General features: G+C 44.4%; 20 protein-coding genes. 1 reads left to right on the forward strand and 19 read right to left on the reverse strand.

The genetic code is table 11. The annotated features are described in order from the left end of the window. Positions 1 to 15: 15 nt before the first annotated feature. The 19 genes from MKY14_RS16310 to MKY14_RS16400 form a co-directional block, all read right to left on the reverse strand. A complete protein-coding gene (locus tag MKY14_RS16310; RefSeq protein WP_340976883.1) occupies positions 16 to 1,473 on the reverse strand; it encodes a phage tail sheath family protein in 1,458 nt (485 codons plus the stop codon). Next, positions 1,473 to 1,799, reverse strand: a complete 327-nt coding sequence (locus tag MKY14_RS16315; RefSeq protein WP_340976885.1) for a hypothetical protein — start codon at positions 1,797 to 1,799, stop codon at positions 1,473 to 1,475. The genes MKY14_RS16310 and MKY14_RS16315 overlap by 1 nt, the downstream gene beginning before the upstream one ends. Beyond that, positions 1,796 to 2,185, reverse strand: a complete 390-nt coding sequence (locus MKY14_RS16320; protein WP_340976886.1) for a hypothetical protein — start codon at positions 2,183 to 2,185, stop codon at positions 1,796 to 1,798. Before MKY14_RS16320 ends, MKY14_RS16315 begins: the two co-directional genes overlap by 4 nt. 58 nt (positions 2,186 to 2,243) lie before the next feature. Next, positions 2,244 to 2,828 carry a phage tail protein gene (locus MKY14_RS16325; RefSeq protein ID WP_340976887.1) on the reverse strand — a complete coding sequence of 195 codons (585 nt, stop codon included), beginning with the start codon at positions 2,826 to 2,828 and terminating at the stop codon, positions 2,244 to 2,246. Next, positions 2,825 to 3,139 carry a hypothetical protein gene (locus MKY14_RS16330; RefSeq protein ID WP_340976888.1) on the reverse strand — a complete coding sequence of 105 codons (315 nt, stop codon included), beginning with the start codon at positions 3,137 to 3,139 and terminating at the stop codon, positions 2,825 to 2,827. Before MKY14_RS16330 ends, MKY14_RS16325 begins: the two co-directional genes overlap by 4 nt. Before the next feature lie 12 nt (positions 3,140 to 3,151). Further along, the gene (locus MKY14_RS16335) at positions 3,152 to 3,343 is read right to left on the reverse strand and encodes a hypothetical protein (RefSeq protein ID WP_340976890.1); all 192 of its coding nucleotides are present in this window, start codon (positions 3,341 to 3,343) and stop codon (positions 3,152 to 3,154) included. A gap of 21 nt (positions 3,344 to 3,364) precedes the next feature. Beyond that, positions 3,365 to 4,405, reverse strand: a complete 1,041-nt coding sequence (locus MKY14_RS16340) for a major capsid protein (RefSeq protein ID WP_340976891.1) — start codon at positions 4,403 to 4,405, stop codon at positions 3,365 to 3,367. 16 nt (positions 4,406 to 4,421) lie between these two features. After that, positions 4,422 to 4,814 (reverse strand): head decoration protein, encoded by a 393-nt coding sequence (locus tag MKY14_RS16345; protein WP_340976893.1) that lies wholly within the window; start codon positions 4,812 to 4,814, stop codon positions 4,422 to 4,424. Next, complete coding sequence (locus MKY14_RS16350) at positions 4,814 to 5,917, reverse strand: head maturation protease, ClpP-related (RefSeq protein WP_340976895.1); 1,104 nt, start codon at positions 5,915 to 5,917, stop codon at positions 4,814 to 4,816. The genes MKY14_RS16345 and MKY14_RS16350 overlap by 1 nt, the downstream gene beginning before the upstream one ends. A gap of 5 nt (positions 5,918 to 5,922) precedes the next feature. Next, positions 5,923 to 7,611, reverse strand: a complete 1,689-nt coding sequence (locus MKY14_RS16355) for a phage portal protein (RefSeq protein WP_340976896.1) — start codon at positions 7,609 to 7,611, stop codon at positions 5,923 to 5,925. Then, positions 7,608 to 7,838: a DUF6148 family protein gene (locus tag MKY14_RS16360; protein WP_076274358.1), complete on the reverse strand. Its 231-nt coding sequence runs from the start codon at positions 7,836 to 7,838 to the stop codon at positions 7,608 to 7,610. The genes MKY14_RS16355 and MKY14_RS16360 overlap by 4 nt, the downstream gene beginning before the upstream one ends. A gap of 28 nt (positions 7,839 to 7,866) precedes the next feature. Further along, the gene (locus tag MKY14_RS16365) at positions 7,867 to 9,726 is read right to left on the reverse strand and encodes a phage terminase large subunit family protein (protein ID WP_340976897.1); all 1,860 of its coding nucleotides are present in this window, start codon (positions 9,724 to 9,726) and stop codon (positions 7,867 to 7,869) included. Next, positions 9,723 to 10,208: a hypothetical protein gene (locus MKY14_RS16370; RefSeq protein WP_340976898.1), complete on the reverse strand. Its 486-nt coding sequence runs from the start codon at positions 10,206 to 10,208 to the stop codon at positions 9,723 to 9,725. The genes MKY14_RS16365 and MKY14_RS16370 overlap by 4 nt, the downstream gene beginning before the upstream one ends. Positions 10,209 to 10,468: 260 nt before the next feature. After that, positions 10,469 to 11,230 (reverse strand): hypothetical protein, encoded by a 762-nt coding sequence (locus MKY14_RS16375; protein ID WP_340976899.1) that lies wholly within the window; start codon positions 11,228 to 11,230, stop codon positions 10,469 to 10,471. A 24-nt stretch (positions 11,231 to 11,254) separates the two neighbouring features. Next, the gene (locus MKY14_RS16380) at positions 11,255 to 11,503 is read right to left on the reverse strand and encodes a hypothetical protein (RefSeq protein ID WP_340976900.1); all 249 of its coding nucleotides are present in this window, start codon (positions 11,501 to 11,503) and stop codon (positions 11,255 to 11,257) included. Positions 11,504 to 11,589: 86 nt separating this feature from the next. After that, entirely contained in the window at positions 11,590 to 11,805 is a 216-nt protein-coding gene (locus MKY14_RS16385) for a hypothetical protein (RefSeq protein ID WP_340976901.1), read from the reverse strand. A gap of 316 nt (positions 11,806 to 12,121) precedes the next feature. Further along, complete coding sequence (locus tag MKY14_RS16390; RefSeq protein ID WP_340976902.1) at positions 12,122 to 12,511, reverse strand: hypothetical protein; 390 nt, start codon at positions 12,509 to 12,511, stop codon at positions 12,122 to 12,124. Positions 12,512 to 12,692: 181 nt separating this feature from the next. After that, a complete protein-coding gene (locus MKY14_RS16395) occupies positions 12,693 to 12,917 on the reverse strand; it encodes a hypothetical protein (protein ID WP_340976904.1) in 225 nt (74 codons plus the stop codon). Positions 12,918 to 13,179: 262 nt separating this feature from the next. Continuing rightward, entirely contained in the window at positions 13,180 to 14,313 is a 1,134-nt protein-coding gene (locus MKY14_RS16400) for a site-specific integrase (protein ID WP_076219172.1), read from the reverse strand. Between the two features lie 344 nt (positions 14,314 to 14,657). Between MKY14_RS16400 and MKY14_RS16405 the strand changes: the two genes are divergently transcribed. Beyond that, positions 14,658 to 14,825, forward strand: a complete 168-nt coding sequence (locus tag MKY14_RS16405) for a hypothetical protein (RefSeq protein ID WP_169744806.1) — start codon at positions 14,658 to 14,660, stop codon at positions 14,823 to 14,825. Positions 14,826 to 16,097 lie beyond the last annotated feature (1,272 nt).

Below are 16,097 nucleotides of genomic sequence, written 5' to 3' on the forward strand. Positions count from 1 at the left end.
TTATTTCCCCTCCCCTTAACCGAATAACGTCTCAAGATATGCAGCGTCATATTCAAACTTAAACGCCAACTCCTGAGCCGGTCCCGGTGGTGTAATGTAAATCTGGAAATTAAATTTCCCTGCCATCAAGTCTGTGATGGGATTGTCTGCAGCATTGAACTCCACACGTCCACCAAGTAGATAACCACTCGCAGTTAAACCGTTAAGCCAAATGTTAATGCTGTCAGTTATCGTCTCAATCAGTCGTGGTGTAGCTGGGTTATCCACTTGGCTCCAATACGTCAAGATGATGCTGTTTTTAGCCCAAATGAACATTCTACGAATGGACATAAACACATCTTTTGGGTCCGTAGATGCTGGATAAGCTCCTGTATAGTTACCCCACGCCTTGAATCCTCCTACAAAATTCAGAACAGTCATAATGCCTTGACTATTTAGGAAATTAGCCTGATCAGGACCAAGGAATACCTCAGTACCATCAGCAAGCACTGCTGCATCAATGACAAGTGATTTGTTGGATGGAGATGCCACAGGAACGCCATCATTAGCGGCGTCAGCAACCCCAATTGCACAAGCGATATGAGTAGACATGTGGTATTGCTTGCCGCCCTTAGACGCCTTAGGCCATAACGGAACTTGAAGCGCCGATGTATACCCGTTTATATTTTTCCAAGCCGGCACATCCGTGTAACGTTTTAATGTGTCTGTAGGCATATCAGTCAATGCGAACGCAGTGAATGTGCTATTGATATTCCCAGCCTTAGCAACCATCACTGCCGCGACTGTAGGGTTGTGGGAATAGCCAGGTGCAAGGATCAGCCCCGGAACCAATCCGTAGCGAGGAAATACTTGATTGACAAGTTCAAGTCCAGTTACCAAACCTGTACCTACATCCATACCGCCTATAATGTCATCAGCATCAATAACTGATGGGTTAAGCTTCGTATAAGCCACACTCAAGGCTGAAACGCCACTCGGAATAGCGCCTCCTGGCTTAATGGAGATAACCGTGTTGCCATCACTATCGAAGGCTACGGTGTAATCTGTTCCTTTGGCGTAAGACGTGGCAGCATCTGAAGATTTAACAGTCAATGTATCGTCATGTATAACGCTAGAATCTAAAATCGTGACCGCTTTATCGACTACGTTTTTAGATGCAGCCGCAACAACAGTCTTGTGTACTGACGGATCAAGTACATTGACTAGGATCGCAGGTTTCAGTCCGTTCAGTTGGAAATATGCGTTGATGAATTCGCACAGAGAGTACGATTTCCAGTCGTCACTATAACCAAAGGCATTTACAGCCTCTGCATAGGAGTTAACAAGCACCGGGGTATTTACAGGGGCTTTAGTAAGTCCCGTCTGATTAACAGGAGCCGTGCCGAATACGATTGGTATACCAGCGCTTACGCTAGCTGTGGAGAGTACAGATGTCGCTCTCTCCGAAGTGGTAACACCATGATTAAATGCCATTACTTAGCCTCCTTCAAAGCCTGATAGGCTTGGTATTCCGCAGTACCTGCTCTATTAATGCGAGACAACGTTTCATTAATGTTATCCACTGGGACAATGAGGTCAGATAGTTCTGGCTGTGCAGTGATTAACTCCTCAATGTGTGCAGGTTTTCCACCTTTAAAAACGGTGTTGCCGGATAACAACCCACCCGGCAGGTTTGGTCCCAAGTAAATTAACGGAGCAATCCTTTCTTTGACATCTCCGGACTCCTGCGGTAATTCTTCTTTAGGTAAAACATCAGGAATTTCAAAATCTGGCACTTCTTTTTCCTTCTTAACACTCAAAATAACCCCTCCTCTTCCTGAATTGCTGGCAATGTCCAAATAGTAGTAGCCTGACCGTACCATTCTGGATATGGCTGCTCGTCAAAAAACTCCCACTTATAAGGGAGCTCCATCTTGTATCGCCTATTAATAATCCGTTGCCGTAGAAATTCGATTCGCACTTGCTCCATGATATTAAAAAGATCAATAAATCCTTGTTGGTCCTCCGCTTTGACGCCAAATACAAGCTTTACTGTAACTTTTGAGCTGTCTTGTTGATCGTCACCAGTTGAAGGACGTACAAGAATAAAAGGGAACTCGCTAATCTCTGCATTTTCCCTATTTTTCTGAGGCAAAAAACCGATATGAACAGCTGGCGGTTTATCCACGTTCTTACTTACCAACACTTCGATAAATTCCTTGATTGCTTGTAGCAATAAGACTGGCGTAGAAATATTAGACACCTCATTTCAAAATGCGCTTTATCTCATGTTCAAGACGTTTTTCCATTCGCTCTTTGGCTTCGTTTTGGATATGCTCCACAACCTGTGACTCATTGAGCATACGCGGTATTGCTGGACCGTGAAGCTCCTCGATCGGCAGTTCAGGCTTAAATCCTTTAGCATTAAGCACGCGAGCACGCCCGCTCTGTCCAGTGGGTTTCTGCCGCTTCATAACTCCGACTGTGCCTCTCCGTACAGCGACAAACGCATTACCTACCTTCTTGGCATCTCCGCGCTTGATTGCGACCTTAACCATTTTCTGTCGCTTGCCTGTCGGTGCCTTAGGTGTGACCTTAAACCGAGTAACAGGTAGGTTTCGACCTTTGGAGTTAATAATGACCTCCCCAGCGCCCGGAGACGATAACACTAGCCGCATTGCATTTTTAACATCTGCTGACTTGATGTTATATGTCTCCTTTACCTTGCGTGAGGCTTCGGTTACAACACCTTTACCAACACGGTTAAGAGCGAGTGAGGCTGCTGGTTGCATCTTATCCTTTAGAGCCTTAGTACCTTTAATCGCTAAACTCAAACCCTCAACTTTCACCCGACATTCGCCTCCAGATAAATTGCAAGCATCCCCTTTTCGGATGCCACTCGCACTACCCTATGTTCGGTGCCGTTGATGTTCAGCCATTCATCTTGCTTTGGTGTGTAGCCTAGCTCCAGCACATCCACATGCAAAGTATCGTTGACAAGCGAAACCCCCTCAGCATAAGCCAGGGGGTGCTTGTTGTCGGTAGCTGCGTTAAGAACTACCTTAACTGGCTTTCCGTTGATGATATAAAGATCAGCAAATTCATTTGTGTTTAAAAATGTTCGCTGATTATCAATTTTGATTTGATCACGGAGGTTCACAACAAACACCCCTTACTCGCCAGCCGCTTCTGCTTTCTTTGCGGCCGCTTCTTTAATTGCTTTAGCCTCAGTTTCTGGATCCTTAATTGCTTTCATAGAAAGCAAACGTTCAATTTCTTCTTTCTTCATGTCCTTGGGAATCTGTTCCCCGATCGCAATTTTCTTACCATTGTGACGAATGTTCATTTCAGCAACATATACCATGAGTAAATATCCTCCTTTGAATTAAAGAACTTTTGCGACATACCAGCCATCAACGTTAACAGGAACACAGATTGGACGGGAAAGCAATTGTAGTTTACGGCTTGGCGGCTCCTTTTCACTAAGCACTTGAGGGTAAATTTTTGCTTGGGCGAACATGAAATCACCATTCTCGTTGGCAACTAAATTCGCACCATACAAAAATTCAAATGGTTGACCGTCCGGCAACAACGCAAGTGTTCCCTCAGGAATATAAGAAATCTCATCGCCCTCGTCATCCGTATACGAGTTGGTATAAGACCAGATTTGAAGATTAGCCTGACGCAGATATCCATGATAGATAACACCTTCAGGTAAAATTTGTTGATTCAGATCACCAACATCAAGAGTTTCTTTCTTTGCTTCAATCAGTTTCAACAGTGTCGGGTGGTTCACGATGGTCCGAGCCACCTTCGCCGTAGTAAGAATACGACGCATTGTACGACCGCTCTTTTCCATGACTTCCTGTACCCAGTCGGTAAGGTATTCAATGACATTCGTGTCTGGGTTGGAGAACAAATCTGTACCAGACAACACTTCAATATTCGTAAAGCCCCAGTCGAGCACTTGGCTGACGCCTTCACCGATCTGTTCGGTCTTACCTGTAAACATAATTTCAGATAGTTGCTGCACTTTACGTCTATCGATAGTATCCGTAAGCTCGGACAGGTCCTTTACGATCAACTCTTGGTAACGTTGTTCGGGAGTCTTTGGATTCAAGAGTGTTTCTCCTGCTTGTTTAACCTTCAGGTCGTGTCTAGTGATGACGCGCATCGGTTTTAATAGTGCAGGAGTATACGTCTTGGCTGTGAACCCAGTACGAAGGACTACCTTACCTGGCAACAACTCGTTTACATATGGCGCCAGTGGACGATGACCTTTTTTTGTTTGAATTTCAATTTCATCAGTCGTGAATGTCTCGCCTTCGCTAGCGAACGTGGTTGTCAGATAGTACGAGTCTTCAGGAAATGCTTCAACAACTCGTACTAGTGTTGGAATTTCTAAAATGTCATGATATGATGGCATATTTTTTTATCCTCCCTTATTTAACTACTCGTTTTGTAATCAAGCCGATTTTACGCATAGCCTCTTCATGTGTGGCTACTTTATCTGTACCGCCGAACTTAAGAGCATCACGATTGAATTCACCATCTAGATAAGCAGCAGCTCGCACATCAACTGTGGTTGCATCAATGCTGCTATCCGCCAGAATGCAATATGGTGCTTCAGAGCCATCAGATTTAGTAGAATCAACTGGAGCTGTGATAGGTGTTCCAGCGTATAAATCCGTTTCAGGCAGCTGAGACACAGCGCCCAATACAGTTCCCCGTGTTACTACCCCGGAACCAGCTTTAATAATGATCGCCGTCATTCTCTCCGGCTTTACTCCACCTGCAAACAATTCATCAAACGATGGGCTAGTATACTCTGACATTATCTACGACCTCCATTCTTGGGTTTCATATTTTGTGCCATTGCAATCATACTGGCGACTGCTGCCTCTGCATCCTCTTCCTTAGTTGCATTAGGCGTTTTGGCTTCTAATGATTTCACCGTATCAATTCCACTCTCTTCAACATCAAGTTCGCGCTCTTTAGCAGCAGTGCTAATGCGCAATTGCGATGCTTCTACAATCTTGATAGCCAGTTCTCCCGCTGTTTCGCCATTAGCAATCGCTGCTTTGACCAGATCAGCAGAACCCGGCGTTTTTTCTGCAAGAGCGGTAATTGCAGCGACCCTCGTTCTCTCGGCTGCCTCGGCATCTCCAGTCACCTGTGCAAAAAGCTCAGGGTGTTTTTCCTTTAATTCGTTAATATCCATTGTCTTTGGTTCCTCCTTTGTTTTATCTGCAGTCTTAGGCTCTTTCGCCTTCGCCGCAGTCAATTCAATCTGACTGTTTGCCCCGCCCTTTGCTGGCGTCATAGACAGCAATTTATTACGAACTTTATCCAGTACATCCGGTGGCAACTCTGCACCCATTGACAGGTTTGCTGTTGGATTAAGTTCTTCAGTTGCAAACATAATTTCGTCAGCAAATCCCAATTCAACCGCGCGTTGCGCGTTAAAAAACGTTTCATTCTTCATTAAGTTCCGTAATTCTTCGCGCGTTTTCCCTGTTTTGAGAACATAAGCATTGACCATCGCTTCATCAACACTTTCAAGCATTTGAATTGTTTGCTGATGATCTTCCTTATTTCCATCAGTCCAAGTCGCTGAGTTGTGGATGAAAATTTGACCAGTTGGAGAGATCAGAACCTTGTCAGCTGCCATTGCAAAAACAGATGCGGCGCTACCGGCAATGGAAGGGATTTTTGTAGTTACGAACCCGCTATACTCCTTCACTAAAGTGAAGATCTCATTGCCAGCCCATGCATCTCCCCCACCTGAACTAATGTAAACCTCAATCTCTTCTCCATTCGCTTCTTCGAGCAACCTACTTACTGAGGAAGGACTGATGTGCGGAATCTCAAGCCACTCATAAATGTAGGCGTTTCTATCTCCTACAACTGTTCCGTTAAGTCTGATTTTTTTTGCCATTCTTATTAATCACCCCCTTCCTCGTCATCGTTATCTTCATCACCTTCTTTCGAAGGATCGGGTGGCGCTACGGTGGTTGATGATCCCGCTGGAGACTCAGTTAACCCTAGCTCTCTTAAGCGAGACTTTTCGTACGCCCGCTGCCGAACGTTGTCCTCCCATGAACCGCCATTAATCTCAGCAGTTTCACGCGTTGCTGTGGAAAGATTGTTATCCATCCGTTTGACAGCCGCATCAACTTCCTTGGTTGGATCAAGCAATCCCTGCGAAGGACCGTGCCATTCTGCTTTTGTGTAAGCAGCAAAAATAGCCGGATCATCAAAGATGCCGGGTGCGTTGATTCTTCCTTTAAGAACTGCCTCTACAAACCATTCTTCATAGATAGGCTGACAAAATGTTTTTGATAGCCACGAACGGCGCATACGGTACATCTTCCAAGCTTCCAGAAGTGCGCCACGACTCGCTGAATATGAGCTGGTGAATTGTTTAGTCAATATTTCATAAGGCAACTCAAGCGCCGCTGCCATCTGCTTAAGCATGGCACGAACAAATGCCTCGTAGTTCGGATTAGGTCTGGTCGGGTCGGCAAATTTCACATCCTCACCCGGATCAGTCCGCATGATAGCACCTTGACCAAGCTTGATTTCGTCACCAGTAGATCCTGGCACATTATCCGCTCCATCTAAGTCATCGTCATCCATCCCAACACCATCAAATGGGGTACTTCCCTCGTCATCTGCAGGGGTTGTGATAAAAACTGTGTACATAGAAGTAATAACAGCCGCCGCTAGCTCTGCACTTGTGTACTGACTTAGTTGCTTCAGTGATTCAATGATTGGCGCAATAACAGGAATACCCCTACGCTGCCCCGGACGTTCTGCTTCAAACAAATGAAGGACATTTACCCGTCCAGTTCGTTTGCCATATTTCTCGACGCGCACCCATTCATTCGCTCCAGTCAGGTTGTATCCATCTGCTCCCGGATGTCGATTGCTGAAATGATATGCTACAACCATTCCATCATCATCGACTTCAACACCAGACTGAACTCTATCCCTGTCTGTAATCACTTTATCTGGCGGCGTTGCGCATCTATCTGCTTCGATTAAATTCACCTTGAGATCGTATACTGACCACGGGCGATTTTTACTCGGCATAAGTGCGAATACATCGCCGCTCATCATGGTTGATATAAATGCTAAGGCTTGTAATTGGTAAAAATCACTGAGTCCAGCAGCGTCACATTTTGTTGTATCTGCCCATAAGGACCACTCTCGCTGAATGGTACTACGTAGCTCCTCAGCCTTAACCTCATCCAGACCTAAGAATTTAGCATCAAAGGAAGGGTTAAGACGTAGTCCGGTTCCGACTATATTAGTACGCAATCCTTTGTGTGCAGCTGCTACGATATCAGTACCCATATGCAAGTCCCGAGCCCGCTCCCGCAGTTTAGGGACGTTCTGATGGATGTCTACGTCTGCATCTCCTGCAGGTGTTTGCCAGAAAAGCATGGATGACTTGGTTGTACTGGCTCCATGCTTGCCGTAACCCCGCCCATTACTTCCGGAACCTCCGATTAATTGGCTGGTGACATTGCGTACCGCCTGTTGCCTTACAATCTCGGTTCGAGCTTGTTCCCGCTTAGCGGCAATTCCAGGAGCAATTAGGTTAAGTGTTTTATCGATGATATTCATCGGTCAACAGGGTAGTATCCCGCTGTCCTAGAACGGCGTTTACCACCATTCTCATAAGCATCAACAATACGTCCATACTTTCTTTTCATCATAAGAACGGTAGCCATATCGGCACGGGTTAATGATCTGTCGGCAATACTGTAGGAACTCCCTGTAGCTATAGCATCCTCAGCTTCATTCCACATTTGATATTTGGCTTTAGCTTCCTCATAAGGTATTCTTGGCATTTTCCCTTTCTCACCTCCTTTAACTGGTCTATATGCTGCTTGCTACATTCTTTTTCTTGGGCTTTTTGGCTTTTATCGGAGCCGCCCGCGCACTCACTGGATCCGGTAATGGAAGGTCAAAGTTTGGATTTATCATTTCAATGGCAGCCCGGTTGTACACTGCAAGGTCAAGCGCCTCGTTCCGTGCTCGAGTCTTCACCCAAACGGTGTAAGGCAACCCCTCTTTGTAACGAGTAACCATTTGCTCGGCTGTGAGTTGCTTGAAAAATTCCTCATCATAGACAAATGGGTCAGGGTTATCTGGATGTGGTAAAGGGAATCGGCAAGAACCTGGCTTACCCGGCTCAAGTTTTAACGATGCAAACACCGTAGCTTTCCCTTCGGATACTCCGACGCGAATCACAGTTGCTTTCACCACATTATTTGTACTGATCCCGTTTAGTAGCGGAGTTTCCGTGCCATCACCCTTCTCTTCACCTTTCAAAGCATAGATATTCCGACCTTGGCGTGGCTTGCAGAACTTGTACACCTTTAGCGTATGATGACCACCGGAGTCAATGAGGCTTCTGACCGGGCGAAACGTCCGTCCCTCCGCATCTTTCCAGCTTCGCCCTAGAAATTCGTCCAGTTCATCCCACGGCTGCTGCTGATTAAGGTCCCCAACGATGATATGGCGCTGAACTCTCCAACTTGAGTACCCTTTTCCCCAGCCCATCACGTCAATTTCAAAGCGTGTGTCCTGAGTATCGACAGCTGCAGTGAGGTATCGTACGCCTGTAGGCACCCGAGCCTGGTACATTTCACGGCGATTAAGGAGCACTTCATGCTCTACTTTTTGCCCTTTTTCTTCCCAAGTCTCAGCCAATTTGGTATTAATGAACGTCTTGAGCAGCTGAGATCCACCCCGCTGAGCCTTCATCCAATCATTAACAAGCTTTTTCCAAGTAACATTTATTGTCCCAGCCAAACTATTCAGATGGAAACCCCGTGTTGTTGCGTGCTTTTTACCCGCAATCCACTTACCACGTTCGGTGTAGTCATGCTTCCACTCATGTTCTTGATGCAAAGAACCACAATGTTTGCAAGCCATTTCAACCTTAATACAGTCCGAAGTTTCCTCGTCGTATTCAAACTTGATCTGACCCCACTTGAACGGCTGGTACTCTTCGCAAGATGGACACGGTACACACCATTCTTCTTTCGTACTGTCCTCATACAGCTTCTCGATTCGGGACATACCTTTGATTGTTGGCGTGGAGACAAATACCAACTTTTTATTATAGAAGGTATCTGTACGGGCTGTAGCCAGTGATACAGGATCGCCTTCCTTTCCAGCTGACACTGGGAAACGGTCAATTTCGTCCGCAATGACAACGCGGATCGGTTTGGATGCCAGTGAAGCCGGAGAATTCGCTCCTGCTATGTTAACTCTGCCGCCTGGATAGGACTTGTATAGTATGGTATTACTGGTGTCTCTGCTCTTATCTTTGGTTATGAGCTTCGCCAATTGCGGAGAATCTCGGTACATTGGAGCAAGTCGGTCCTTGGAAAAGTCCCTCGCGACTACTAAATCCGGCTGTACTACCATGATCGGAGCCGGATCATGCCCGGTATAATAGCCGATTGTATTCAATTGAACAGCAGTTTTACCTAGCTGCGCGCCCCACATCATTACTACTGACTCCACTTCTGGATCAGAAATAGCTTCCATCGGTTCTTTCTGAAAGGGTGAACGGCTTGTTCTCCACGGTCCCTTCTCTGAGGAATCCTCTGGTGAAAGAATGCGGTGCTGGTCAGCCCATTCAGCAATACTTAATGGTTCCGGAGGTTTGACGAGTTGGATTGCCTGACGTAAGAGAGTGAAGGTTTGCTTTCGCTGCGCGTTCATTCTCTATCAGCCAACGGGTCATATTTTGCGAGCTCGGTTAGAGCATCGTTGATCTTGGATTCCATTAATAAACGGATTTCCTTTTCATCAGTCATGTGTGACAGTTCGGTTGCCATCCTCGGAGGCAGACCCTGCAACCTCTCCCGAAAATTCACAACCAATTCGCCCCATGCATCCAGCACATCCCCCGTTGTGTGCAGGTTGTTTCTCTTCTCCTCCAACTCCAGAATCGCAATTTCCTTCTTTATTTGTTCGTGCTGTGCCTTCTCATCGTTGTAACTGATCTTTCCTACTTCTGCTGTTCCGGTCACATGCCGAATATAAGCCTGCACTGATTCAGCTAGGTTGTATTTCCCCCGTGCTACCTGAGCAAGCACCCCGTCACGTGTCAATTGACCAATCCATTGTTTCGTTTTCCCCACAACAGCAGCTAATTCACTTGTGCCGACGATGCCCTCCGTTTTGTTTTCTCCTTTCCTCATAAGTCGTTCACCACTTTCCTTTTTGATTCATGATTTCAACTATGTCCTCAGAGCGAATTTAAGCCATGTAATAGCGCCTCATTATTAGAAGGGATTATTCTCCAAGCAACGCGAAATAACCCCTCAGAGAAGCCCTCAGAAGGCGTACAGATAAGGTAAAGGGAAAGCGAAAACCAAAAATAAAATCTGAACGGTTTTCGGGCTCACGCGCACCCGCATTATTTTTTTAAATCTCAGAGGGACCCAAAAGCTAAAAAAAGTTATTTTAAACCAAAATCTGACGCATTTACGCTGCATTCCTCATTATCAATGCCGAGATCACTCATTAATGATTTAACAATAAGAGATTGTTGCATTTGAAAGCTATCTCCTCCGTGAAGGATACGCAAGGCTTCGAGCTTATGCTTAATATAGAAGTCCTTCTCAAACAGTCCATGCTCTACAAGGTTCTGTACATGGGATGCAGAGGCTCTATCAACTACCCCCTCTATAGATCCACCTTGTTGTAGGAGTAATTCAATACGCCTCTCAGAGATCCCCTCTACCTTCTCTTCTGTTGGATGTATAGATATTGTTGTTGAGTCTCCCTGCCCTTCGGGCTCTGTGCACTCACCTTTATAGGGTATAAGGTGATGAGTCTCTACAGTGAAGTAGGTGATACGTTTAACCTCCTCAGAGGAGAAGACATCCATTAGAGCCCCTTGTGCGATAGACTCAATCTGTTCCTCAGTGTACGTGCCAGACTCAACTCCTACACTCCCTACCAGCGTGTTGTCCTTATCATAGAACATGATTGCTCCTACTTGATCGAATTGCATATCGTTCATCCTTTCTTCTGTTGTACTGTTGTCAACTTCTTCACGTTCGGCGCAGCAATCCTCACACACTGATTCGCTTATCCGCACGGGCAACCCTATGACTACAGCGCGTTCTTGCACTGTCAGTTGACTGATGTCACCCACTTCTATGATCCTTTCGATATCCGCGTCACCAACACGATTGCGATATTCTACTCTAATCATCTTGTTCACCGATCCTCTCAATGTTTAATTAACTTTAGCCTGTTTTATCTCTCTGATTCTCTCTTCAATGCGTGCCTTGGTACTCTGCAGATAATCGTTGTATTCTTTTACGCTTTGCTCATATTGCTTACTGCTCTGCTCATGACGTTGGATAGACCTCTCATATCGTTGATTAAGCTTTGCTCCTTCTGCACCATTCCATAGGGTTAATGTTATAGCTGCAATAAAGATCAGTTGTAATAGGATGTTAATGCGCTTATTCAGATAGCTCACTCCTTTCTGGGCATAGAAAAAGCCACCCAGGTTATGGATGGCTTATGTACTACTTTCTACATGACCGATTGACAACTGTACGATGACTAAAACCCTCCATCGACATTCGGAGGATCATACTCAGGTGCTCCATCAACTGTGTAGTAAGCAACATTCTTAGATTGGATAAATTTATCACCTAAATCTAACCATTCGTTTCTCTGGAGATTTGAAGCTATGGTTCTTGCGTTATCTCCAGTGATCGTTGTTGTCCCACCACCTACAAAATAAATGACAACTGTTTGACTTGCTGATATTTTCATGTTTATTCACCCCCACCACCACAATTCGCCATTAGGAAGGATTTTCCTCTAAATTGGTCGAATATTGGTATATGAAAGGAGGGATGAATAAAATGGCAACTTATATTGTTAATAGCGGACCTGAAAAGGAAGTTCACAGATCAGCCCACACGGTATCTGCATGCAACATAAACCTGATTAGTTCGAGTCACAGGATTGATACTGAAGTTGACTACACTGTACTTTACCCTGCGACCTATGACGGTTGTAAACACTGTTACGCCGCAAAACATCGTAAATAAATCTTTTAAAGAGGAGCTGATGACTCCTCTTTTCCTCACAATACGCCAATATCCTCTATATACGGTACGTCGTTACTCTCATGCCACCGAATACATTCGTCCGTTGTAATGCATCCGGATTTGAGATTCATTTGCCATACGCCGTTTTGACTACCATCTGAATAAAAATAAGGGTAAGGTCTATATCCTTGACTCTTCGCTAATTCTACACTTGCCTCGTCTATTAAAGTGCTCGGGGGTGCCTGAACACCTTTCCACTTCCCGAAACTGTTCTCCCAATCAGTAATATGCCCTGACATGCCATGACCACAGCAACATCCCAATGTAACAATGCCCAAGTTATTTAATTCTTGTATCTCGTCTGCAATACAGGCATCTACTACCACTTCTCTTTTGCCTTGATTCACATTTATGATTTTCACCATCTTGTAGACCCCATGGAGACACATAGCCATCACCTCCTATATGTTGCAACTCCTCTTAGTTTATGCGTTTGAGTATTATGCATACACTTTTACCCTTATCTCGCTTAACCCACACACAAGACACTCTTCGATTCTTATTGGGCACAAAAAAGCCGCCTATTGGCGACTTCTTAAGTATCATTTATTTGATAAGCTGGTATAACGCTTCTTCATTTATCAAAGCTCGCACGTTACTTTCGCCTATCACTAACTCCGGTCCTCTGCGTTGTGCGATGGTTATCAATACATTGAGTACGTCTACCATTTTGTTCTCGGTATCATTTGCGTACTTCTTTGCCCGTTCCTCAACAAGGCTATAACTATCGCTAAAGATTTCCTGTGCCTTATTTATTATTTCGAGGTCCATCTCTCCAACCCCCATATCATTTTTAAATCAATGATACTACATATACTATAGGAAGCAAAAAGAACAGCTATCCCGCAATTGATACCCTTGCGACTCTCTGTAGGCTTTACGCTCTTGGCTACCTACCGCCGTCAAACAGGTACTAGATTGTGTCGGGTACTGCTCTTTCTTGATTTCCTATGCTACTAATATAACACGTCTAAAACCTAATGCTCATTCCTAATCCTTTGTTTTTCCTTTTATTATTCTTTACTCTCTGCTGCTACTTTATGGTGGTTAAAATATCTCTTTGGAGCTGGTCTAAACTTTCAGCTGCATCTGACTGCATGTTAGGCATCAAATGCCCATATGTGTCCAGCGTGAACGACACCGAGGTATGCCCTAATCTTTCAGATATAACTTTGATGTGTACCTTCTGCTGGATCAAGAATGCCACATGAGTGTGTCTGAGATCATAAAATGCAATATGAGGTGCTTCGTATTTCTTCAATTGACGTTCCCACATACGTTGAATACTTCTCATTGTTGATGGACCACCAAAAGACGTGCATACTACCAAATCATTCATTTGATATTCGGAGCCGAGTGATAATCGTTCCTGTAAAATGAGGGATCGGTGTTCCTTCAAAGCTGTAATTGTCTCTGTAGACAACGCTATTGACCTAACACTTGACTTGGTTTTTGCCCCCTCTTTAATCCGCCGTCTTTTGGTTACGGTCTGCTTTATGGATAGGTTGTTATTTTTAAAATCAATATCCGACCAACGTAATCCTAATATCTCTCCAGGTCTCATACCAGTCATTATGGCAAGATATGTTGCAATCCAATATCGGCTCGTCCCTTTGGTCTTCTCCAAAAAATCAAAAGCAAATTCAGGAGTCCAAATTGGGCGTATTCTTTTATTCACCTTCGGCTTGTCTACAACACTACATGGATTATACTCAATCAGTTTTTTCTTAACGGCATCATTCAAACATGTATTAACATTGGAGAATGTACGTTTAACCGACCATTCACCAAGTCCTTTTTCTTCTATCATGAATGTAATGAAATCCTCTATGTGTTGTGCATTCAATTTAGATAATGGAATATCACCCAAGGACGGTTTGATGTAGAGCCGAATATTGTTCTCATACATCTCCCTTGTTTCTTCAGATATTTTTCTTTTATTTTTACACCATTCTGAAATGAACTCTCCAAACGGAGTCTTTTGAGGATTAAAGTAAGTTCCATTCTTTAGCCTAGACTTATGCTCAACCTCAGCTGCCTCAGCTTCCTTCTTTGTCTTAAATCCACGTTGCTTCTCCCGATCTCGTTTGCCATTCGTTATAGTTCCCGTATAGAACGAATAATACCAAGGATTCTTTTTAACGTTCTTATCTTTATATACTCCCATTGGGTAACCTCCGATCATTTAAAAACGTGATTAACACCAAATTAGCACCAAATCGTAAAAAAAGCAACTTCACATCTTAAAAAACCCTTATATATCAACGTTTATAAACTTTGGTAGTACACCCTTCAATGGTGTCACCCCTCCTTGCCCTGGGTTTGTTTGGTATAACAAGGTAAAGGGATACAGTCAAAACATATTATGTAGTGTTGATGTTAATGGTGCTGTCACAATTATAAAATGGGCTTAGTTCATTCAAATGCAAAAGCCTGAAATTTTCATGAATAAGAACATCTTTTTTCAGGGCAAACTACGGTTTGTTGTTCCTTATTAAAGGAGGTGTATGTATGAGCCATTCAAAAAACAATCAACCTACCAAAGCAGAAGTACAAACAACGAAATTAAACAAATTACCACTCGTAGGTAAATTCGAACCTGAATTTTCTGCAGAGGAAGCTGCAGAAGTGTTCGAAAACCAACCCTCTGCAGATCATGAATCCCATAATGAACGATAAAAAGCGGATGACGCCTTGATCTTATTCTTAAGCAGATCAAACCTTCAAAGAATGGAACTGTCACTTTAACAGCTTAATTAACTATAAATGAGACGGTTCCCTTCATTTAAACATCGTAAACGACTTAGAACAGCGATTCGCCATTAATGGGAATCGCTGCTTTATGTTGTAGGCTGTTGGCTGCCCGCTCCAATAGTGTATTCACCAGCCCCAACTGAGGCTTTCGGACCCAGATGGCGTTATTAACAAATTTATCGCCTTTTGAGCGAAGTTTCGGACTCCAGTGACGCTATTCCTTAGAAACAGGCTCATATAGGGTACTTTTCAAACCAACAGCGACTATGCGGTCCGATAGCGACTCAAATATCGCATAATACTGCATTTAGTGTCATCTGGGTCCTTTAGTTACTGCTTATGCGCAAAAGTTCGCTGGCGCGGTTACTGCTGCGTCGCGCAATGGTTCGCCGGGGCCGTTACTGCTGCGTGCGCGCAAAGGTTCGCTGGGGCTTTACTGCTGCATACACACACTGGTTCGCTAGGTAGGTTACTGCTGCATGCGCACAATGGTTCGCCGGGTCGGCTGCCCACTTCAATAGTGTATTCACCGCCCCTACTGAGGCTTTCGGACCCAGATGGCGTTATTTGCAAAATTGCCGCCTTTTGTGCGAAGTTTCGGACTCCAGTGACGCTATTCCTTAGAAACAGGCTCATATTCGGTACTTTTCAAGCCAATAGCGACTATGCGGTCCGATAGCGACTCAAATATCGAATAATGCTGCGGTTAGTGTCATCTGGGTCCTTTAGCTACTGCGTACGCGCAAAAGTTTGCTGGGGCGGTTACTGCTGCGTGCGCGTAATGGTTCGCCGGGTCGACTGCCCGCCTCAATAGTGTATTCATCAGCCCCTACTGAGGCTTTCGGACCCAGATGGCTTTATTAACAAATTTATCGCCTTTTGAGCGAAGTTTCGGACTCCAGTGACGCTATTCCTTAGAAACAGGCTCATATTCGGTACTTTTCAAGCCAATAGCGACTATGCGGTCCGATAGCGACTCAAATATCAAATAATGCTGCATTTAGTGTCATCTGGGTCCTTTAGTTACTACGTATGCACAAAAGTTCGCCGGGTCGGTTACTATTCTGCTTTTTCAATTGTAATCGGATACATTGCTACAAACTATACTCCCAACCCTGGGAGTTTTTTGTCGTGCAATTATTACAATGAGATACATCACATTTTTATATTGACAGTAATTGTATACGGACTTATGAT

The organism is Paenibacillus sp. FSL R5-0887 (genome assembly GCF_038002305.1).
Taxonomy (GTDB): domain Bacteria; phylum Bacillota; class Bacilli; order Paenibacillales; family Paenibacillaceae; genus Paenibacillus_AQ; species Paenibacillus_AQ odorifer.